Below are 19,875 nucleotides of genomic sequence, written 5' to 3'. Positions count from 1 at the left end.
CGCGTACCAATAGCAGGCGCGGACGGAACGTGGCGCCCGGAGGACGCGCATATCAGCTCAGGTTCGAGGAGGTCTGAGGAAGTCGGTCTGTTCGCCGGGCATTATTGCCGCAGAAACTTCGAGCGCCAATACCCCGGAGCACGGTTGGGGGAACGGAGGAAAACTGACGGGAACCGCCTGAGACGGGGCGCAGTGGGTATCGCAGCAGATATCGGCGGTTTTGGGGTTGCCGTGATGACTCTTGGCGCTTGCCCCATCAACCTCAGTCGTCGCATCCGATCCGTGCTCGTGATCGCTGTTCGTGTACACTTTCGCGTCAGAGGACGCAATGAGGCCGGCGACGCTGCTGGGGTGCATCGCCGATTTGGCCATCGCCACCATTCCAGGCTGCAGCGACGCCATGACGAGAAACAAGAGCGCGAGCGCGGCACGAAACCACGAAATTCTCGCTAGCCGATGTTGACCGAAGTTCGTCATCTCACCAGCTTCCACACAAGTTCGGGCGCCAAGTCAAGTTGCGCCATCCTTCTTTTCTGTCGGGGAACCGAAACGTGATCATGGCTTGACTCGCAGAATGCGTGCGCCGGCTAAATGCCTGCGGGCCAAGCTGATTACGGCTAGCGGGATCACGGTCCACTGCAGCAGCGGGCTGAGCCCCGTTCCGAAGGGAGGAATCAGCGGCATGAGCACCGAATATGTCCAGCGCAGGCTCACATTGGTGTAATAGTACTCAAACCCAACGGTAAGCGCGATGCCAACGGCCAGGAATATGGCGGTCGGCAGACCCCCACGGGCGCCTATCCAGTTGCGATCGCGCACTGACATGCTCGCGATCCAAAATGCGACCAACGCGAATCCGGCGTCACCGAAGGTTGCCGACAAGCAGAGCTTGATGCCGTCCCAGTGCTTCATTTCCATCATACCAACATAAGTTGGCGCTTGGAGGAACTCCCAGACGAAATGGAGAAGGAACGAGAAGAAGATCACCGGAAGCTCGGGCGCTTCGAGCAGCGGAAACCGGTGGGCCCCGTCATTCGACGGGGCTTCCGATCGAAGTCCCCAAGGCATCACCAAATCCCCTTCGTGACGCCGGTCCAGACATAGGACCAAATCGTTGGGTGGAACCATTGCCGCGAGTTTCCGCCCTGTTTACGAGACTCGAGCCGGCCGGCCAAGGCGTCTTCGATTGCATCGACGCACATCTGCCGTGATATCGCCGCAAGTCTGTACGCGTAAGTCATAATGTTATCGTCACCAGATGGCTCGCCTCGGACTTGCGCGACCACCTCGCCCGTGTCGACCCCCGCATCGACGACGTGGACGGTGGCGCCGAAGTTCGTGCTGTCTCGGTTGGCGAGAGCCCAATAGCCGCCATTCATGCCGCGGTACTGCGGCGTGATGCCGGCATGGTAGTTCAGGACAGGGCATGTCACGCGAGCGAGAACCTCAGGCTTCACGATCCTGCAGCCGGCAAGGAGAATGACGGAAGGTTGGATTTCATCGATCGCCTGCAAAAAGCCGACGGAATTCACCGAGGGCACCGTTCGAACGATCCGTTCCGCACGAGGCTTCACAAAGAGGCTTTCGGATTCGATGATGCGAGCGATCCGCCGATGTAAGAGAACCTTGCCAAGGCCGATGAGGCACATGGTGCCAAATTGGCCGCCAACTGTGAACCATCCCTTCAGGCGGGCGCGGCGCGCAAGAAACTCGCCGCGCGGTTCCGAATCCTCGATGATGACGCGGACGTCCCCAAAGCGGTCGATGAGCGCATTTATGATGATCCACGGATGTGGTCCCCCTGCGGTGACCACGCATACACCGCCGCCGGTATCCGGCCGTGAGTTCTCACTCATGGCAGCATACGACTGAAGCTTTACCTCGCCTGAGAGTCCTTCAATAATCGGGCAATGCGGACGTTTGTCGCCATGGCAGTTGGCCATCAAATGGCTCAGCATTTCGCGCAGTCCCAAGAGTTCCGCAACCTTGCGGTCGATCTCTGCAAGCTTGGCCGTGGCCATAACCTTGACCTCCACGCTCTCGCGAGACGTGTCGTTGTAGAGAGACAATAGCTCGCGGCACTCCTCGACAGAAAAACCCAGGCTGCGCGCACGTTGCAGGAAGCGCAGACGGTGTTCATCTTCGACTGAATAGTCACGGTAGCCGTTGTCGCGTCGCTCGGGCCGGATGAGGCCGATGTCCTCATAATAGCGGATTGTCTTGGGCGGCAAACCTGACTTTTCCGACACGGTTCCGATGTTCATAGAAGCGCTCCTTCCTTCGCCTCGCGTCAGCCAAGCTTTACCGTGCGCAGCCGCAGCGCGTTGGCGATGACAGAGACCGACGACAGGCTCATGGCTGCCGCTGCGATCATCGGCGATAGCAGCGTGCCGAAGACCGGATAGAGGACCCCGGCCGCCACCGGAACGCCGAGCCCGTTGTAAACGAAGGCGAAGAACAGGTTCTGCTTGATGTTGCGGATCGTCGCCTGAGACAGCCGGCGGGCCCTGACGATGCCGTTCAAATCACCCTTCACCAGCGTGATTCCCGCGCTCTCGACCGCAACGTCAGCGCCGGTGCCCATGGCGATGCCGACATCGGCTGCGGCGAGCGCCGGCGCGTCGTTCACCCCGTCTCCGGCCATGGCGACCTTGGCCCCGTTGGCGCGCAGCTCCTCGATCAGCTTCTGCTTGCTTTCGGGCAGCATGTCGGCGCGCACCTCGTCGATGCCCAGTTTAGCCGCGACCGCCCGCGCCGTCCGCTCGTTGTCGCCGGTCGCCATGATGATCCGGAGGCCGGTTTGGTGCAGCGCCCGGATGGCTTCCGCCGTGGTCGCCTTGACCGGGTCGGCAACGGCGACGATGCCGGCCAGCCTGCCATCGACCGCGACGAACATTGCCGTCTTGCCGTCCGAGCGGAGCGCGTCAGCGCGGTCCTTCAAGCTGGCCGCGTCCGCCTTGAGATCGATCATCATCGCGGCGTTGCCGAGCGCGATCTTGCGGCCGTTGACCGAGCCGGACACCCCCTTGCCGGTGACGGCCTCGAAGTCAGACGCGGCTGATATCGTCGCGCCACGTGCCTCGGCGCCCTCGACGATCGCTTCGGCCAGCGGGTGTTCGGAGCCACGCTCCAGGCTGGCTGCGAGCGATAGCAGCTCGGTCTCGTCGAACCCTTCCGCTGCGACGACGTCGGTGAGCTTGGGACGGCCCTCCGTCAGCGTCCCGGTCTTGTCGACGATCAGCGTGTCTACTTTGGCGAACAGTTCCAGAGCCTCGGCATTCTTGATCAGCACACCTGCCTGTGCTCCGCGACCCGTCGCCGTCATAATCGACATCGGCGTCGCCAGGCCGAGAGCACACGGGCAGGCGATGATGAGCACGGAGACCGCCGAGACGATGGCGAAGATCATCGACGGCTCTGGACCGAAGACCGCCCAGACGACGAAGGCCAGGATCGCCACGAGCACGACGGTCGGCACGAAGTAGAACGATACACGGTCGGCGAGCCCCTGGATCGGTGCGCGTGAGCGCTGGGCCTTGGCGACCATCTCGACGATCCGTGACAGCATGGTCTCGGCGCCGACTTTCTCGGCGCGAATGACCAGCGTTCCGTTGCGGTTGAGCGTGCCGCCGGTGACGCTGTCGCCTTCGGTCTTCTCAACTGGAAGAGGCTCCCCCGTGATCATGCTTTCGTCGATCGAGGTCCTGCCTTCCAGCACAATTCCGTCAACGGGGACACTGTCGCCAGGGCGGACGCGCAGGCTGTCGCCTGACTTGACCTCGTCGAGAGGTACGTCTTTTTCCGATCCGTCCGCTCCTATCCGCCGCGCAGTCTTTGGCGCGAGGTCGAGCAGCGCGCGGATCGCCGACCCGGTGCGCTCCCGGGCGCGCAGTTCAAGCACCTGTCCCAGGAAGACGAGCGCCACGATCACCGCGGCCGCCTCGAAATAGACCGGCACCGAGCCACCATGGCCACGGAATTGGTGCGGGAAGAGATCCGGAAACAGTGTCGCAACGACGCTGTAGAGATAGGCGACTCCGACACCGATCGAGATCAGGGTCCACATGTTCGGGCTACGATTGACGACGGACTCCCAGCCGCGATGGAAGAAGGGAATGGCGGCCCAGAGCACCACAGGGGTAGCCAGCACCAATTCCAGCCAGGTCGAGATCTGCGCACCCAGCCAGTCGCGGACGGGCAGGCCGAGCATAGGTCCCATCGTGATGAAAAGCAGCGGGACCGAGAGCAAGCCGCTGACCCACAGCCGCCGAGTGAAATCGATGAGTTCGGGATTGGGGCCCTCGTCGCCGGTCGGAACACCCATGGGCTCCAGCGCCATGCCGCAGATCGGGCAGGAGCCTGGCTTGTCGCGGACGATCTCCGGATGCATCGGACAGGTGTATTGCGTGCCCTTCGGCATCCGCTCCGGCGCAGGCCGGTCGCCGAGATACTTCGGCGGTTCCGCCTCGAACTTGCCCTTGCATCCCGACGAGCAGAAATAGAAGCCCTTGCCCTCATGCCGCGTGAAGTTGGCGGCAGTCGCGCGCTCAACGCTCATGCCGCAGACCGGATCGATCGCCGTGATGAACTCCTGCGGCGCCTTGACGAACTTGTCCCGGCACGACGCGCTGCAAAAATGGTAGGTGTGACCATCATACTCGGTGCGGGGCTTGCCTGCGGCTGGGTCGACAGTCATGCCGCATACGGGATCGCGTATGACCTCGCCTTTGGCCAGCTTGGCATGCGTCGAGCAACACGCGTCCCCCGTTGCGTGCGAGTGATTGTCAGGTGAATGGGTGCTCATGGCGCGACCTCCGATTTGATCGGCGTATTGTTGCGCCTTCCAGCTACCGGAAGGTCAAGCGGAATTTTCACCTCCACTTTAAAGCTGGACGCCGCCTCAGGTCGTAGCCTGTCAAGCAGGCTGGAGGTTCCTCGCGAGCAAACATGCTCATTTGTCTTGGGCGATACACCGCCCAAGAAAGTCGGATAGGGTCCCGGAACAAAGCCCGGACGCGGTGGTTATTGGAGATGTCTTGCGCAGAATCTTTCCAGTTCGTCAGGCTCGTCAGCTTGGCTTCGCTTGCGATAGTCGCACTGACCGCGATCTTTTTGACAACGACGTCCGCCGCAGAGCTTGACCATCCTGACGGGGATTCGGTGCAGCGGTTTGACTTGAGCGGCCTCCGAAATCATTAACGAAGCTGCTATCGAATCCCAGGTGGGCTCCAAAGCCCGTAGTCGTATTCTGAAACCAGGAGAAATATGATGAAAACGTCGAAGCTCATTCTCGCAACGTTGATGCTCACGGGGACCGCGTCGTTTGCGGTAGGGCAGGAATCTTCCAACAAACCAATGGAAATGGCCCCAGTCACGCTGCCCGCACAGTGCGGTGAGGCCGCAGACCAGAAGATGCCGATGACGGATAGGTCGGGAATGGACATGTCTGGCATGGACGAGGCGCACAAAGCCTTCATGGCCGGAATGATAAGAATGCAACCGGCGATGATGCGGGGGATCATGGCCAAGGATCCAGATGTCGCATTCGTCTGCACGATGATCGCGCACCATCAAGGTGCCATTGACATGGCCAGCGTCGAGCTGAAATACGGCGACAACGACGAAGCGAAACAGGCCGCGCAGAAAATCATCGACGACCAGACCAAGGAGATCGCTGATTTTAAAAAATGGCTCGAAGCTAACGTCAAATGAGGTCGTAGGGGGCGCCACAGGCGCTCCCCGATCACACAAGGATCCATGATATGCATCACCTCAGCCCCGAGATGAAAAACTGTATCGACGAGTGCCTGCGCTGCTATTCGATGTGCCTGTCTACAGCGATGGGCCATTGCTTGGAAATGGGCGGAGAACACACCGAAAAACAGCACTTCACGCTGATGATGGCCTGCGCCGAAATCTGCCGAACCTCGGCGCATTTCATGCTCATCGGCTCCGAGCACCACAAGCATATTTGCGGCGAATGCGCGGAAATCTGCAACGAGTGCGCGGATGACTGCGAGCGTATTGGCGACATGCAGGACTGCGTCGATACCTGCCGCCGCTGCGCGGAGAGCTGTCGAAAGATGGCGGCTTAATAGCCGATTGTTCGTAGGCGCGACGTCGATGCCTCGCGCCTACGACCAAGATTTCATCCGAGGAAGAAACAAACTTCACCAAGGCGGCGATCACGAGACCGGCAATCGCCAGGACGATCAGGCCGCCGATCCCGTTTCGACACACATTTCACCTGACATCAGCTCATCCAATCATCATTTTCTTTCCTTCTATTCCGCGGCGGACTTCAGAGGGTTCACCGGCGCCGATGAGCTCTCAGCCGCGGCTCGCCTCGGCAGGCCCCGACCCTTCACGATGCCGTAAACCGCCGGGATCACCACTAGGGTCAGGATGGTCGATGAGATCATGCCGCCGATCATCGGCACGGCAATGCGCTGCATGATTTCCGAGCCGGCCCCAGTGCTCCACAGGATGGGCAAAAGCCCCGCCATGATGGCGACCACTGTCATCATCTTTGGCCGGACGCGCTCCACCGCGCCCACCCTGATCGCGTCATCTAGGTCAGCTCGCGCGAATGCGCGGCCCTGGGCGGCGCACTTTCCTTGGGCTTCAACAAGCGCATGATCGAGATAGATCAGCATGATGACGCCCGTTTCGGCCGCAACGCCGGCGAGCGCGATGAAGCCGACGGCGACCGCAACCGAAGTGTTGAAGCCGAGCCACCACATCAGCCATATGCCGCCGACCAGCGCGAAGGGCAGAGACAGCATGACGATCAGCGTCTCCGTCAGTCGGCGGAAGTTCAGGAACAGCAGCAGGAAAATTAGCGCGAGCGTCAGCGGCACCACGATTTTCAGCCGCGCCTGGGCGCGCTCCAGATATTCGAACTGGCCGCTCCAGCCGAGCGAATAGCCGGCCGGGAGCGCAACGCCCGCCGCGACCGCAGACTGCGCATCGGCCACATAACCCCCGAGATCTCGCCCGGCGATATCGACGAAGATGTAGACGGCCAGTTGGCCGTTCTCAGTTCGGATAGAGGTCGCGCCGCGCGTCAGTTCGATTTTGGCGACCTCGCCCAGTGGAACTGAGCCGCCGCCGGGGAGTGCCACCTGCACCTCGCGCGCGATTGCCTGCGGGTCGCTCCGAAGCGCGCGCGGGTAGCGGATGGCGACGCCGTAGCGCTCACGGCCCTCGACCGTCGTGGTGATCACCTCGGCGCCCAGTGCCATCGAGATCACGTCCTGTACGTCGCCGACCGACAGCCCGTAGCGGCCGAGCGACACACGGTCCGGCACGATGTCCAGAAAGTAGCCGCCGACGACCCGCTCGGCATAGGCGCTCGACGTCCCTGGGACGTTTCGGAGCACCGCCTCGACCTGGCGTGCGACTTTTTCCATCTGGTCGAGATCCATGCCGTAGACCTTGACGCCCACCGGAGTCCGAATGCCGGTCGACAGCATGTCGATGCGGGCGCGGATCGGCATTGTCCAGGCATTGGACACGCCCGGAAATTGCAGCGCCGCGTCCATCTCGGCCTTCAGGCTTTCGGAGGTGACGCCGTCGCGCCACTCCCCATTTGGTTTTAGGTTGATGATTGTCTCGAACATTTCGGTCGGCGCCGGGTCGGTCGCGGTCTGCGCACGGCCGGCCTTGCCGAACACGCTCTCGACTTCGGGGAACGACTTGATGATGCGGTCCTGCATCTGCATTAATTCCGCCGCCTTGGTGACGGAAAGCCCGGGAAGAGTGGTGGGCATATACATCAGCGTGCCTTCGTCGAGAGCCGGCATGAACTCGGAGCCGAGCTGCCGCGCCGGCCAGACCGTCACCGCAAGGGCAACGACGGCAAGCAGGATGGTAAGCGTCTTCGCCCGGAGCACGCCCTTGATAACTGGTCGATAGATCGCGATCAGCAGGCGGTTGAGCGGGTTCCTGTGCTCCGGCACGATCCTGCCACGCACGAACACCACCATCAGCGCCGGAACCAGCGTCACCGACAGCAGCGCGGCCGCAGCCATGGCAAACGTCTTGGTGAAGGCCAGCGGCCCGAACAGCCGCCCTTCCTGGCTTTCCAAAGTGAAGATCGGCAGGAACGAGACGGTGATGATCAGCAGGCTGAAGAATAGCGCCGGGCCGACCTCGCTCGCCGCCTCGATCAGCACTTCGGTCCGGGGTTTGTCCGGCGGCGCACGCTCCAGATGTTTGTGCGCGTTCTCGATCATCACGATCGCCGCGTCGATCATCGCGCCGATGGCAATCGCTATGCCGCCGAGGCTCATAATGTTGGAGCCAAGGCCGAGGAGCTTCATCGCGGCGAACGCCATCAGGATCCCGACGGGGAGCATGATGATGGCGACCAGCGCGCTCCTGACATGCAGCAGGAAGACGATCGTGACGAGCGCGACGATGACGCTCTCCTCGATCAGCGTGATCTTGAGGGTTTCGATCGCCGCGCCGATCAGTTCCGAGCGGTCGTATACGGTGATGATTTCCGCGCCGCCAGGCAGGCTCTTTTCGATGTCTGCGAGTTGCGACTTGGCATTGTCGATGACGGTCAGCGCGTTCGAACCGACGCGCTGCAGCACGATGCCGCTGGCGACCTCTCCCTCGCCGTTCAGCTCGGCGATGCCGCGCCGTTCGTCGGGCACGATCTCGACCTTGGCCACGTCCCCGAGCCTAAGGGGCACGCCGCCGACGGTTTTGAGCGCGATGCTTTCGATATCGGCGATGCTCTTCAGATAGCCGCGGCCGCGCACCATGAACTCGAATTCGGAGATTTCGACGGTGCGCCCCCCGGTGTCCATGTTGCTGTCGCGCACCGCCTCGCCGATCTCCGACAGCGTCACCCTTGCGCGCGCATGCGCGCTGGATCGACGACGATCGAATACTGCTTGACGAAGCCGCCGACGCTCGCGACCTCAGAAACGCCCTCGGCCTTCGAAACCGCGAAGCGCACCACCCAGTCCTGCAGCGACCGCAGTTCGGCCAGCGACAGTTCCTTGGCGACGACGGCATATTGATAGACCCAGCCGACGCCGGTCGCGTCCGGGCCGAGCGCCGGCGCGACGCCAGCCGGAAGGCGGCTCGCGGCGGCGTTCAGATATTCGAGCACGCGGCTGCGCGCCCAGTAAGGATCGACGCCGTCCTCGAAAATCACATAGACGAAAGACACGCCAAAGAACGAGAAACCGCGCACGACTTTGGATCGCGGCACCGTCAGCATCGCTGTCGTCAGCGGATAGGTGACCTGATCCTCGACCACCTGTGGCGCCTGGCCCGGATAGTCGGTGAAGACGATGACCTGCACGTCCGACAAGTCGGGAATGGCGTCGAGCGGCAACGTCTTGACCGCGTAGACGCCCGCTGCCGTCGCCAGAGCGGCGGCGAAGAAGACAAGGACAAGGTTCCGCGCCGACCAGGCGATGAGACGCGCGATCATGGCTGTTCTTCCGCCGGGGTCAGCGCGGAAAGCGCCGCCTTGAGATTGCTCTCGGCGTCGATCAGGAAGTTGGCCGAGACGACGACGCGCTCGCCCTCGGCGACGCCGTCCATGATCTCGACCATACCTTCGCCGCGCCCGCCGATCTTCACAGGGCGCGGTTCGAAGCTGCCTTCGCCCTTGTCGAGGATCACCACCTGGCGGTCGCCCGTGTCGATGACCGCGCTGTCCGGCACCGTCACGACAGGCCTGCCGCCGCCGGTCGCGATCTCCACATCGGCATACATGTTGGCGAGCAGCAGCCCATCCGCATTGGGCAGTTCGATGCGCAGGCTGGCGGTACGGGTCTGACTCTGGATTTCAGGGTGGATAAGGCCGACCTCGCCCTGGAACACCTGTCCCGGGAGGCTTCGGATGCTGATGGTCGCTCTATCGCCGGTGCGCACGGAACCCAGCTCATATTCCGGCACGTCCGCCATCACCCAGACGGTCGATATGTCGGCGATTCGGAACAGCGTTTCTCCGGCTTCGGCCATCATGCCGTCGATCGCCATGCGCTCGAGAACGACCCCGCCGCGCGGCGCCATCAGGGTGACCGAGATGGGAACCTTCCTCGTCTTCTCGATTTCGGCGATGGCTTCGGCTGGAACCCCGAGGTTTTCCAGCCTTTGCAGGCTGCCCCCGGCGGCGCCCTTGCCGGCCCCGCTCTTCAGATCGGCCGCGTAAAGCGCGCCGGCCGCGGCGATCTCCTTGGCGTAGAAGCGCACCAGCGGCTCTCCCTGCTCGATCATCTGCCCGGTTGTGATGTCGGCCACCTCTTCGAGGAAGGCCTCCGTTCGGATGGACACGACGCTGACGCGGCGCTCGTCGAGCGTCACGGTTCCCGGAACCCGGACCGGCCTGACAATGGTGCCTTTCGTGGCGAGGACCGTCTTGACGCCGGTCCGTTGCTGCTTGCCGGCCGAGACCGTGACGGTGGCGCCGTCGTCGTCCTCGCCGTCGTAGACAGGGATGTAGTCCATCCCCATCGAGTCCTTCTTCGGCGTCGGCGATGTGTCGGGTAGACCCATAGGGTTGCGGTAGTAGAGGACCTCTCGTTCGCCGGAGTTCGCTTCGACAACCGTCATGTCGGCCTTGCCCGGCTCGTCGAAGCTCACATCCTCGCCGGCGAGCACCGCAATGAAATCGCGGCCGTCGTCGGTTTGCTTTGGCGTCGCCGAATAGACCGGATCACCGTCCGGATGGCGGTAATAGAGGACTGCCCCTGAGCCTGCGGAGGTCATAGGCTCCGCCTCGCCGCCAAGCGCCCGCATCGCCATTGCCTGCACGTCCCGTACGACCGCCGGGACGGATAGATCGCGCTGTCCGGCCCAGTATCCGGCCGCGCCTACCCCCGCCGCCAGACCGGCGAAGGCCAGAAAGGTGCCGAGCCTGCTCATTCGACAGCCTCGAAAACCAGCCGACTCTCAACGGTCTCCTCCTCACCCTGAACCTTGGCCGCGATCGAGAAACGCCAGCCGCCGGCCATGATGAGGTTGGCCTGGAAGCGATAGGCGCCCGGATCTTCGGACGGCATCGCCTCTACCGGCGTTGTCATCGCCTCCATTCCGTCGGGCTGCATGTCCATTCGGGTTGCGAACACGACGGCATCGACAACCGGATTGCCGGTCCGCTTGTCAATCAGCCGGACCGTCACGGTCGCGCCTTCACCTTGCTTGATCTCGCTTTCGACAAGCTGGAATTCGTAGTCTTCGGGACCGGCCAGTGTGGCCGTGGAGACGGCGATGGCAGATAGGAGCGCCAGCGGGGCGGCGCGAAGGCAAGGTTTCGCTCTCATGGTCAATGGTTCCGACTGTCATTGGACCGCGCTCGCGCACGGCTTCTCGCTTAGCCGAGGCCAAGCGGTCCGACCCGAGGGGTTCGCCCGCCGGGTTTCGGCGCCCGAAACGCCGCTGACAGTCAGATTCGAGGAGGTCGGGGCGGGGGTTCGCCAATCAGGGACGCAAGCACGACATCGCCGCGCGAGGTAAAGCGGTCCCGCATCAGGATGCGCAGAGCAAGCAGATGGTGCTCCGGCGTCGACGCACTAACGAACACGGCGGTGCAGACCACGGCGAACGGGCAATCCTTCGCGCAGTCCGGGGTCGCAGGCTGATCATCAGGGCAGCACGGCATGCCGTCGGGCATTTCGGCCGTCATCGGCATCGCCATCGCGGACGATGCGACCGACGGCGCTACTGGCGCGAAGAACAGGCCAATCATGGCGAGGATCGCAAGCAGCCGGGCCGAGGAGGACATCCGCATCATTCTGAACCTTCGCACGAATGCGATCGGATGCATAGCCAACTTGCCGTGACCACCACATTTGGGTGCGCCATCCTAGCGCATGGTAAGGTAGCTTCACTCGCGCGCCGCAAAACGATCGTGCCCGATACTACCGGCAAGGGAGCGGCGGCATCGCGCCATCAGCCGTGCGCCAGATCCACGCATCGATTTCAGGTCGAGATGCAACAAGCTCGTTGAGCGCCTCGTCGTAGGCGCTGTCCGCCGATGGTGGAACGATGTAGAGCCCAACCGGCTTTGGCTGCAACTGCAGCATCGCCGCCGCGGTTGGCTTGTCCATTGCCAGATTATAGCGGAAGCCCTTCACACTTCTATCGCCTACCCGTGCCAGCGCATCGACAAGCCGCTTCTCATGGATGGAGTCGTATGGAATCCAGTTCTCCGACACGACCATCACCGCCATTTCCTCGACAACCGCGAGCCCGGCAAGCGTGAGGCCGAAGGTAGCGATCGCGATCAAGTGAGAATCCTGGTTCGCGCTCCAGAGCGCTATTTCATTCTCGAAACGAACCTGAAGCCGACGATTCAATGTTTCTTCCAGCAGCAATGGAAAGTCCGGAAGATGCTTGATAACTAGTCGGAAGCCATTGCGAGCCGGCGCTATATCCTTGACCTCGCCGACGAGGATCATCAATTTCCTCGGCCCGGTCCTGGGAGGAAGTGCGGGCGCAAGCGCGTCTACGCGCCGTTGCTCGATGGCAACCTTGTCTGCCGAACGAAACGATTCCGGTACGAACAGAACGTCGCTCAATATTCCGCCCTTCACCGTCATCTGGCGGGCTGCCTCGATCAGGTGCCAGCGAACGTTCCACCAATGGCGCTTTCCGGCCCATCGCGCCGTCCAGGCCGTCAACTCGGCCTCGTGCCAGAGGTAGTGAAGCAGACTTCGGAGCGACAGCTTCTTCGCCTCGCCAACCACACCGTCTGAACCCTCCACGCCGGGAACCGGAGCAGCGCGCGCACCCAACTTTGTCAGGCTGAAGCCTACCTTGAGTGCCGATAGCCCGGTTTCGGAGTCGATCTGGATCGCGCTACCGATCAGGGCGCCGAGGCCGGAGAGCTCATCAGGCGGTTCGTAGGACGGGCAGGCTGGATCATGTCCACACCCCGACAACGGCATGCGCTTGACGATGTATTGGTCGCCCACGTTGGCGATATACATCGCAAGGCCTGACTCCCGACACAGGCAGAGAGGCTGAACTCGTCGCCGGTAGGCATCCGCCAGCACTTTCTGCAAAGCAGGCGCGGTCTCTTCTATCGTTTGGTCATCAAGCTTGAAACGTCGCATCGCCTCCATCGCCCTGGACGCCGCCGCATCCCCCTGCCTTCCATTGGGTCATGGATTGCCATCCTGAGCAAGTCCTCCTCGACCGCAGAAGAGTGGGCGCAGAAGCCAGCGCGTTCGCCCCAACCCCAATCCGGCCGCTCTGAATTCGACCGCTTGTCCCGATGAGTTGCGGCTCGATTGAAGCCCGACCTGCGGTCTACTTTTTGCTTTCTTGTAGCCGGCCGCGGCGCTGGCGCTTCTCCTCCGCGGTTGGGGCAGGCAGAGGCAGAGGGGAGGCTGTGGATGTGGCGGCGGGTCGAGGCCAGGAGAGGCTCCCGGCGCCCGTCGAGGAGAACAGCAATGACCCTTATGCAAATTCACGCGCCGACGCGCATGGCGCCCAACGGCTACAAGGTCGACATCAGCAAAGGCGAGCGTATCGGGCGCGTTTCGTCTGAATGGTTCAATCGTCCGGGCCGACGAGCGCTATCTCTCGCCTTCAACATCTCCACACCTTGGTGGCCAGGCGATCAAAACGCTGCAAGACCCGCATCGTCGAAAGCGAAAACATCTGCGTCGCAGCGAGCCGCGACAATCCCGAACGCCTGACGTTGATGCTGCCCGACGCGCACGCGCCGGTCGCTCCCACGCACTGGAGCTTCGGCCAGCTCGCCAGCCTGGTCGGGGCGCCCGCGAACTACCTGCAGGCAGCTCCCTGCCGCGCTGGCCGGCATCAACCTTCAGTGCGGCCTGACCTCACACCGCGCCTTATCCTGACTCTGTAATCCTGTCTCAGAATCAGGCATGGAAGCGCCTCACCGACGGTTCCAGGGAAGCTCGTCGACGTCCGGGTCAAGCGTTCCCGCAGCGAAGCGAGGACAACGCTTTACGCGGCGGCGGCTCCACAAGCTTGTTCATGGGGTGCAGGCGAACTCGCACTCTGCCACGCGGCGAAGTGAGAGCGCGCGAGGGGAACCCCTCGCACATAAGACATAACAGCCGAAGCAGCCTGGGCTTAGGTATCGTGCGTGCATTTGTATTTTACCAATCTTGACGCTGGGTTTCGCGCAGTCCGCTTTTCCCTGATGACCTTTAAAGCGGTTTTCGTTCCTGGCGCGCTCGACGTGGTCGAGCGCGCTGGGCTGATCGACGGCATGCCGTTCATCCTGATGGATGACGGCAGCTACGATCTCAATCTCAACCGGTTCCCCGCGCCTGTCCGGGCATGGGCGCGCGGTCGCCTGACTGGCCAGGCGTTCCTGGTGCCCAAGCATACTTTCTCGTCTGGGCGCGCTTTTCAGCGAGCGACGCGTGGGTAGACGCCCTGGCAGCTCGACCGCCATGATGTCCTGGCCTTCACCGGGCACGTCGCCTGTCGGACGCGGCGTTCCGCATTTCAGCGGCGAGCTGGAAACCGAAGCATCGCCGCGCTCGACAAGCTCTATCGCTGGGCCGTCGAGGAAGGGATCATCTTCGCCTCGCCTTTCAGCTATGGCGTCACCCTTCGTCGGACCGCCGGCAGCCGCGCCGTGCTCGCCGTGGCGGCCAACCGCGCCCGCGAGCGCGCCGCCACACCGCTGGTGATCGATCTCGGCCGCTACCTGCTGTTCCGCGAGGGCCAGGCCGGCTTCCCGACGGCTCCGAAGATCGGACGTGGCGCGGCCGCAACGGCGAGCGCAATGCGCTGTTTGCTGAGCTTCTGGTCACGACCGTCGGTGGCCGACCGCAGGCCGCGGCCTGCTTCTGGCCGAGCTTCCGGAGCCCGCATCACGCTCGATCCCTTCGACCTTCCTGGTCCGATCGCCAAGGGCGGCGTACGCGGCGCATCCGCGTTCCCCGCCGGGTGCGGCAAGTCGCTGCTGGACTACGAAGCCGATCTCGATCGCTGATCTCCACTGCTCCGGTCTCGAACCCCAGGTGTCCCATCCCGCTGTGGTTCACCGGAGGATGGGAAGGCAGCATCCGGCGGGCAAGAAGGTCCGGCTCGACCGCCTGACGCCGGGTGAGCGCCGCCGCGTGCTGACGCGCCTGGCCGAGCGCAGCACGGCTTGCTCTGGCTGACGGAAGCCGGCCGGCCTGTGCCCTCCGCAACCTGGGAAGCCGCTTTCGGCGCGCCTGCGTCCGCCGCTTCGCCGCTTCGGTATCGAGGTCGAGGTGACGCCGCACACTCTGCGGCACACCTTCGCCGTCAACATGCTCTCCATGCTGATCCGCGAGCAGATCGGAACCGTGTTCGATCCGCACGACCGGCACGGCGCGGCCTATCGCCGGATGCTCGGCGACCCCTTGCAGAAGCTCCAGCACCTCCTGGGGCACGCAAGCATCACCAGCACCTACATCTATCCAGGTCTCGACGAGGCGCAGGAGCTGGTCGAGGTGGCCGTGGACCGCTGGGCGGACGATACGGCTGGTGATGCAGCATGATGGCCGCGACGACGGCTCCAGCACGACGGCCGGGCCGCCGTGCCTCTTCCCGAGGCGCTGCCCGATCCCGAGCGCGAGGCTGCTGCTTGCACCGCGGTGCCGCTCCGGCTTTCACCAGCCCGCTGGCAGACCGCAGCAGGGCGATCGACCTGACGATGCTCGCTGGCCGCAAGGCACTGGCCCGGACGTTTGCCGGCGCGCTCTGGCGCGCCTGCCAGGTCGGCGGTCCGGCCGGCTCGATCTCGACGGCCTATGCCTATGCCAATGCGCTCAAGACGTTCTGGCGCTATCTCGATTCCGCCGGAATGCACGTCGCACGGCTCTCCCGACGTGAGCGCTGCCTTGATCGACGGCTTCGACGCATGGATGGAGGAGAGCGGCCTGCATCCCAATCACCGGCTGCATCGAATGAGCAAGGTGCTCAACCTGCTCCGCCTCGCCGAGGCGGCGGAGCCCGGCCTTCTGCCACCCGATGCCTCGCGACGGCTGATGTATACGAGCGACCGGCCGGGTGTGCGCGCCCGGCCGCGCGATGCCTATGGCGACGACATCGCCACGGCATTGCGGACCGCGGCACGCGCCGATCTCGCTGCTATCATCCGCCGCTTCGCCGAGGCCGATCGCATCCCGACCGTCGAGGATGCCGATCGGGCCGCGTTCTGGCGAGGGCGCATGAACAGGTGATGGCGGTGATCGACGCGGAAGGCGTCATCGGGCACCGGCATGCTCTCTTCAAGTGCCTCTACACGCTGCGCCGTGAAAGCGGCCTGCCGAACGATCGCCTGATCCACGATCTGCACGGCCGCCGGCATCTGATCGCTGCCGACCTCGTGCCGCTCATCGTCCTCATTCCGCTCGACACCGGCCTGGAGATTGAAGCGATCAAGAGCCTGCGGGCGGACTGCCTGAAGAACCCGTCCGGCGGCTATGTCGAGGTTGAGTATTGCAAGCGGCGGGCGCGGGGCGCCGAGTGGAAGCCGGCTGCGCGGGCGCGACGGCGGCTCCTCGACGCCGGGCGGTTTGATCCGCAAGGTGCTGCAATGGACCGGTCCGGCGAGAAGCCGGCTTGGCGCCGACACGCTCTGGGTCCACTGCGCCTGGGGCCGATTGACCCCGCGTCCTATCAGCATGAAGGAGCCCGTGGCTTCATGGATCGGCCGAAGCGGCATCCTCGATGAACAGGGCCGGCCCCTTCGCCTCAACCTGACGCGCCTGCGCAAGACGCACAAGGCGGCATGGTGCACCGGCGCACCGGTGGCCAGCTTGACCGCTTCGCCAGTTGGCCACAGCGTCGCAGTCGCGGCCGATCACTACGCCGATATCCCGCGCTTCGCCACCTGCATGAGGCGACCGTGGCCGACGCCATGTGCGATCGCGCTCGATGCCGCGTTGCGGCCGTGCGTCCTGTCCTCGGAAGAGGAGGGTGCCGTCCTGGCCGATCCCGAGCAGGCAACGTCTTCCCGTTGCCGATGCCCGCCGCGATCGGCGCGCTGCTCGGCGGCGAGCAGGATGTCTGGCTCGCCAGTTGCGCCGGCTTCTACAAGAGCCCGTTCGGGCTAGAAGGGGAAGCCTGTCCGTCGCCCTTCCGGGGGTGTCTCGAATGCAGCAATGCGGTGATTACCGCCCGCAAGCTGCCCGCGCTTCTCGCATTCCTCAACTTCATCCGGGCACAACGGCAGGCGCTCAGCGAAGGCGACTGGATCGCCAAGTTCGGCCGCGTTCACGGACGCATTGCCGATCAGATCTGTCCCGGTTTGCCGACGCGGAGATTGAGGAGGCTCGCCAGATTGCGGCGTCGGACCCGGCGCTCATCTACCTGCCGCCCGAAGCGGCAGCGCCATAATGCCGGGTTCCATCACGCTCGCCGCGGACGTCGTTGCCGTCGGCCATTTATGGCGACGGCGAGCCCGTGCTTGCCGGTGTCGCGGTCAGGGACGATGTCGACCGCAGTGAGCTTCCCCGCTTCGGGGACGATCCTGGATTTGGGCGCCGCCATCTTCCGGGTCAACGCCCGCTACAGCAACTACCGGCTGAATCCGCCGGCATCGCCGATCCCGTCACGCGACGGTTGGCGAAGGAGTATGATCGCCCGGCTGCGCATTCATGTGCCGGATACCGGGCGCCCTGCGGCGCGACCTCGGCGATCCGGCTGCTGCGCTACGTCCAGCATTTCGCCGCGTTCCTCCGCGCGCGGACTGGCGCCGTCGATCTCAGCCGGATCGATCAGGCGCTGCTCGACGCCTACCTGGTGCATGCCCGGACGGCGGGCGGCGGACGCCGCACGAGACGGTGAAGTGGGTCGAGGTGCCGATCGACCTGCATCACCTGGCGCCATGGCCAACCGGCGGCGGCATAGGTTTCCTGCCGGGGCGTGGACGTGCGGCGCACCGCGTTGCAGCCGCCGCCGGCGCCCCGCCGAGAACGCCACGCCGCGGATTCCGAGCTGGTCATCTGCGCTACGCTGCGCTGGGCGCTCAGATATGTCGAAGTCTATGCGTCCGATATCCTCGCCGCGCGGGCAGAACTGGACGCTCTCGAAGCCTGCTGCGCAAAGGTGATGGCGCGGGACGAGGTGGACCGGGACGAGCCGTCGCCAGCACCTATCGCGCCCGCGCAAGTGGCTCGACGTGCGCCGGGCCATGGGCCGAGGCGCACCGATCTGGGAGCACGCGCCCAACGTCGCCCGCCGCATCGACCCGCTCACCGGCGAACAGACCCCGCCCTACAATCTTCACCTGATGCGGCTGACGCCGGTGCGCGAGAGCGGCCGCATCAGCCAGTCCGGAACCGACGGCGCGGTTGATCGAGCAGGCGGCTCGAGCTCGGCACCGAGGTGGGCGGCCTCGACACGCCGATCTCGACCGATCCGACCAGGACTACGCGCGGCGCGAGCGCTTCGACGTCTCCCTCAGCTCCTGCCCGCGAGGAACGGATGCTGCAGGGTGCTCGCTATCTCGTCTGCGTTTACCTCACCGGCATGCGCGACAGCGAGGTGCAGGCGATGCACACGCCGCCTGTGGGTGTCGGTGATGCGCAGCGCCGACGGCCTGGTCGAGCGCTAATGCGCGCAGCACCGTCTACAAGCGCCATGGGGCACGAGGCGCTCAGGCCGACTGGACCTGATCGAGCCGGTCGCCCGCGCCGTCGCGGTCATGGAGTATTCTCGGCGCGCAATCGCAAGGAGAAGGGATTGTCGTCGCTGTGGGTGGCGCTGAAGGACTGGCCCTGGAGCAACACCATTCCTGGATGGGTGCGACGCCGACGTTCAACCTGTTCCGCGACGGCCCTGATGGACGCTCGGAAGGGGGACCGGCGATCCTGCGCGCGTCGGCGAAGTTCACGACACGGCAACTGCGCCGCACCATCGCCTGGGTACATCGCCAACCGGCCGTTCGGCACGGTCGCGGGCAAGATCCAGTACAAGCATGCTCGGCCGCCATGTTCGAGGGCTATGCCGGATCGGCGCCGGCCGATTTCCGCCTGGGGCGATCGAGCGGCGAGCGTGCGCTCGGCCAACTCGACGATATTGTCGCCCATTACGAGGCCTGTTCGCCGTACATCGGCAAGCCGGGCTTCACCGACTGCTCCGCGAGTTCGCCCGCGTCCAGCACGAGCTTGGCGATCTTCCGGGCCGGATCACGGACCGCAAGCGGCTGCGCACCATGCCGCTCCATTCCGCCGGACCCTGCATGTCGGCTTCCTCAACGACTGCCTGTTCGATGCGGCGACCGCGCTCTGCCTCAAAGATGCACCGATGCTGAGCAACGGCGCCAGCCCTGGTCGCGATGCAGCCCCGACCAGTTGCCCGAACGCCTGCCTGACCGATCGGCACCGCGAGCCGTGGCAGGCTTCGATCGCCGAGGGCGAAGCGTTTCTGGCCGACTGACCGGCGCCTGTCGCCGCTGCAGCGCACGGCGATCCTTGCGGACAACGAGCGCAAGCGCCGGGCTGATCGCACCGCTCATGGACGGTGATGCATGACCGCGCCTTCGGGCCGAAGAGGGAAGCCGCGCTGAGGGCGGCTGGCCTGGCGCGGCTGCTCGACGGCCGCCTCGAGTACCGACGGCGCGCTGACAGTCTCAAACCTGGCGCGCGAGGCCGGCGTCAGCCGGGCGACGGCGAACCGCGCGGTCGATGTGCTCGCCGAGTTCCACCGCCGAAGCGCGCCGCCGGGAATCGTCGCCCCTGGTGCTCAAGGGACGCATCCGCGCACTCGAAGCGGAACCTGCGCCGCGTGGCCGAGATGGCCGAGCTGCGGGCGCTCGCCCGCACGTGCTCGCGCAGCGTATCCAGGTGCTGACGTGCGGTATCGCCGAGCGTGATGCCGTGATCGAGGGCCTGCGGGAGGAACTGGCCCGATCCGGCAACACGAGGGTCATTCCGTTGC

General features: G+C 64.3%; 18 protein-coding genes and 4 pseudogenes. 11 read left to right on the top strand and 11 right to left on the bottom strand.

The window, feature by feature from the left end:
* Positions 1–57: 57 nt before the first annotated feature.
* From LRS09_RS28950 to LRS09_RS28930, 5 genes and pseudogenes are all read right to left on the bottom strand, one after another.
* Positions 58–477 (bottom strand): hypothetical protein, encoded by a 420-nt coding sequence (locus LRS09_RS28950; RefSeq protein ID WP_257810672.1) that lies wholly within the window; start codon positions 475–477, stop codon positions 58–60.
* Positions 478–555: 78 nt separating this feature from the next.
* Complete coding sequence (locus LRS09_RS28945; protein ID WP_257810671.1) at positions 556–1,068, bottom strand: hypothetical protein; 513 nt, start codon at positions 1,066–1,068, stop codon at positions 556–558.
* Positions 1,068–1,649, bottom strand: coding sequence for a formyl transferase (locus LRS09_RS28940; RefSeq protein ID WP_257810822.1), 582 nt, complete (start codon positions 1,647–1,649; stop codon positions 1,068–1,070). The genes LRS09_RS28945 and LRS09_RS28940 overlap by 1 nt, the downstream gene beginning before the upstream one ends.
* Before the next feature lie 231 nt (positions 1,650–1,880).
* A pseudogene (gene cueR, locus LRS09_RS28935) lies at positions 1,881–2,264 on the bottom strand (Cu(I)-responsive transcriptional regulator); the annotation flags it as partial.
* A 26-nt stretch (positions 2,265–2,290) separates the two neighbouring features.
* Entirely contained in the window at positions 2,291–4,804 is a 2,514-nt protein-coding gene (locus LRS09_RS28930) for a heavy metal translocating P-type ATPase (protein WP_257810670.1), read from the bottom strand.
* A 464-nt stretch (positions 4,805–5,268) separates the two neighbouring features.
* Between LRS09_RS28930 and LRS09_RS28925 the strand changes: the two genes are divergently transcribed.
* Both LRS09_RS28925 and LRS09_RS28920 read left to right on the top strand, forming a co-directional pair.
* The gene (locus tag LRS09_RS28925; RefSeq protein ID WP_257810669.1) at positions 5,269–5,712 is read left to right on the top strand and encodes a DUF305 domain-containing protein; all 444 of its coding nucleotides are present in this window, start codon (positions 5,269–5,271) and stop codon (positions 5,710–5,712) included.
* Positions 5,713–5,762: 50 nt separating this feature from the next.
* Positions 5,763–6,095 (top strand): four-helix bundle copper-binding protein, encoded by a 333-nt coding sequence (locus tag LRS09_RS28920; protein ID WP_257810668.1) that lies wholly within the window; start codon positions 5,763–5,765, stop codon positions 6,093–6,095.
* Positions 6,096–6,284: 189 nt separating this feature from the next.
* On the opposite strand, the pseudogene LRS09_RS28915 reads toward LRS09_RS28920, so the two are convergent.
* The 5 genes and pseudogenes from LRS09_RS28915 to LRS09_RS28895 form a co-directional block, all read right to left on the bottom strand.
* Positions 6,285–9,454: pseudogene (locus LRS09_RS28915) on the bottom strand (efflux RND transporter permease subunit).
* On the bottom strand, positions 9,451–10,893 hold the full coding sequence (locus tag LRS09_RS28910; RefSeq protein ID WP_257810667.1) for an efflux RND transporter periplasmic adaptor subunit: 1,443 nt from the start codon (positions 10,891–10,893) through the stop codon (positions 9,451–9,453). Before LRS09_RS28910 ends, LRS09_RS28915 begins: the two are co-directional and overlap by 4 nt.
* A complete protein-coding gene (locus LRS09_RS28905) occupies positions 10,890–11,291 on the bottom strand; it encodes a FixH family protein (RefSeq protein WP_257810666.1) in 402 nt (133 codons plus the stop codon). The genes LRS09_RS28910 and LRS09_RS28905 overlap by 4 nt, the downstream gene beginning before the upstream one ends.
* Before the next feature lie 122 nt (positions 11,292–11,413).
* Entirely contained in the window at positions 11,414–11,761 is a 348-nt protein-coding gene (locus LRS09_RS28900; RefSeq protein WP_257810665.1) for a hypothetical protein, read from the bottom strand.
* A gap of 127 nt (positions 11,762–11,888) precedes the next feature.
* On the bottom strand, positions 11,889–13,085 hold the full coding sequence (locus tag LRS09_RS28895) for a DUF1173 domain-containing protein (protein ID WP_257810664.1): 1,197 nt from the start codon (positions 13,083–13,085) through the stop codon (positions 11,889–11,891).
* 339 nt (positions 13,086–13,424) lie between these two features.
* Between LRS09_RS28895 and LRS09_RS28890 the strand changes: the two are divergent.
* The 7 genes and pseudogenes from LRS09_RS28890 to LRS09_RS28860 form a co-directional block, all read left to right on the top strand.
* Positions 13,425–13,832 (top strand): annotated as a pseudogene (locus LRS09_RS28890) (hypothetical protein); the annotation flags it as partial.
* Between the two features lie 317 nt (positions 13,833–14,149).
* Complete coding sequence (locus LRS09_RS28885) at positions 14,150–14,383, top strand: hypothetical protein (RefSeq protein WP_257810663.1); 234 nt, start codon at positions 14,150–14,152, stop codon at positions 14,381–14,383.
* 210 nt (positions 14,384–14,593) lie between these two features.
* The gene (locus LRS09_RS28880) at positions 14,594–14,953 is read left to right on the top strand and encodes a hypothetical protein (RefSeq protein WP_257810662.1); all 360 of its coding nucleotides are present in this window, start codon (positions 14,594–14,596) and stop codon (positions 14,951–14,953) included.
* A 265-nt stretch (positions 14,954–15,218) separates the two neighbouring features.
* Entirely contained in the window at positions 15,219–15,488 is a 270-nt protein-coding gene (locus LRS09_RS28875) for a hypothetical protein (RefSeq protein WP_257810661.1), read from the top strand.
* Between the two features lie 330 nt (positions 15,489–15,818).
* Positions 15,819–16,172 carry a hypothetical protein gene (locus LRS09_RS28870; RefSeq protein WP_257810660.1) on the top strand — a complete coding sequence of 118 codons (354 nt, stop codon included), beginning with the start codon at positions 15,819–15,821 and terminating at the stop codon, positions 16,170–16,172.
* Positions 16,172–16,666 (top strand): hypothetical protein, encoded by a 495-nt coding sequence (locus tag LRS09_RS28865; protein ID WP_257810659.1) that lies wholly within the window; start codon positions 16,172–16,174, stop codon positions 16,664–16,666. The genes LRS09_RS28870 and LRS09_RS28865 overlap by 1 nt, the downstream gene beginning before the upstream one ends.
* 731 nt (positions 16,667–17,397) lie before the next feature.
* The gene (locus LRS09_RS28860) at positions 17,398–17,781 is read left to right on the top strand and encodes a hypothetical protein (protein WP_257810655.1); all 384 of its coding nucleotides are present in this window, start codon (positions 17,398–17,400) and stop codon (positions 17,779–17,781) included.
* A gap of 1,243 nt (positions 17,782–19,024) precedes the next feature.
* On the opposite strand, the gene LRS09_RS28855 is transcribed toward LRS09_RS28860, so the two are convergent.
* Positions 19,025–19,162 carry a hypothetical protein gene (locus LRS09_RS28855; protein ID WP_257810654.1) on the bottom strand — a complete coding sequence of 46 codons (138 nt, stop codon included), beginning with the start codon at positions 19,160–19,162 and terminating at the stop codon, positions 19,025–19,027.
* An 80-nt stretch (positions 19,163–19,242) separates the two neighbouring features.
* Here LRS09_RS28855 and LRS09_RS28850 point away from each other — a divergent pair, with 80 nt between their 5' ends.
* Entirely contained in the window at positions 19,243–19,374 is a 132-nt protein-coding gene (locus LRS09_RS28850) for a hypothetical protein (protein ID WP_257810653.1), read from the top strand.
* Positions 19,375–19,676: 302 nt separating this feature from the next.
* Positions 19,677–19,875 (top strand): annotated as a pseudogene (locus LRS09_RS28845) (hypothetical protein); the annotation flags it as partial.

This window comes from Mesorhizobium sp. J428 (assembly GCF_024699925.1).
Classification (GTDB): Bacteria; Pseudomonadota; Alphaproteobacteria; order Rhizobiales; family Rhizobiaceae; genus Mesorhizobium_A.
The sequence above is the reverse complement of the archived record's forward strand: the minus strand, read 5'-3'. Positions and strand labels throughout refer to the sequence as shown.

What these genes read in the sequence shown, in the direction of transcription:
- LRS09_RS28950 (WP_257810672.1), bottom strand. Translation starts at nt 477, where the DNA reads ATGACGAACTTCGGTCAACATCGGCTAGCGAGAATTTCGTGGTTTCGT.
- LRS09_RS28945 (WP_257810671.1), bottom strand. Translation starts at nt 1,068, where the DNA reads ATGCCTTGGGGACTTCGATCGGAAGCCCCGTCGAATGACGGGGCCCAC.
- LRS09_RS28940 (WP_257810822.1), bottom strand. Translation starts at nt 1,649, where the DNA reads ATGTGCCTCATCGGCCTTGGCAAGGTTCTCTTACATCGGCGGATCGCT.
- LRS09_RS28930 (WP_257810670.1), bottom strand. Translation starts at nt 4,804, where the DNA reads ATGAGCACCCATTCACCTGACAATCACTCGCACGCAACGGGGGACGCG.
- LRS09_RS28925 (WP_257810669.1), top strand. Translation starts at nt 5,269, where the DNA reads ATGAAAACGTCGAAGCTCATTCTCGCAACGTTGATGCTCACGGGGACC.
- LRS09_RS28920 (WP_257810668.1), top strand. Translation starts at nt 5,763, where the DNA reads ATGCATCACCTCAGCCCCGAGATGAAAAACTGTATCGACGAGTGCCTG.
- LRS09_RS28910 (WP_257810667.1), bottom strand. Translation starts at nt 10,893, where the DNA reads ATGAGCAGGCTCGGCACCTTTCTGGCCTTCGCCGGTCTGGCGGCGGGG.
- LRS09_RS28905 (WP_257810666.1), bottom strand. Translation starts at nt 11,291, where the DNA reads ATGAGAGCGAAACCTTGCCTTCGCGCCGCCCCGCTGGCGCTCCTATCT.
- LRS09_RS28900 (WP_257810665.1), bottom strand. Translation starts at nt 11,761, where the DNA reads ATGATGCGGATGTCCTCCTCGGCCCGGCTGCTTGCGATCCTCGCCATG.
- LRS09_RS28895 (WP_257810664.1), bottom strand. Translation starts at nt 13,085, where the DNA reads ATGCGACGTTTCAAGCTTGATGACCAAACGATAGAAGAGACCGCGCCT.
- LRS09_RS28885 (WP_257810663.1), top strand. Translation starts at nt 14,150, where the DNA reads ATGACCTTTAAAGCGGTTTTCGTTCCTGGCGCGCTCGACGTGGTCGAG.
- LRS09_RS28865 (WP_257810659.1), top strand. Translation starts at nt 16,172, where the DNA reads ATGGCGGTGATCGACGCGGAAGGCGTCATCGGGCACCGGCATGCTCTC.
- LRS09_RS28855 (WP_257810654.1), bottom strand. Translation starts at nt 19,162, where the DNA reads ATGGAGCGGCATGGTGCGCAGCCGCTTGCGGTCCGTGATCCGGCCCGG.
- LRS09_RS28850 (WP_257810653.1), top strand. Translation starts at nt 19,243, where the DNA reads ATGCTGAGCAACGGCGCCAGCCCTGGTCGCGATGCAGCCCCGACCAGT.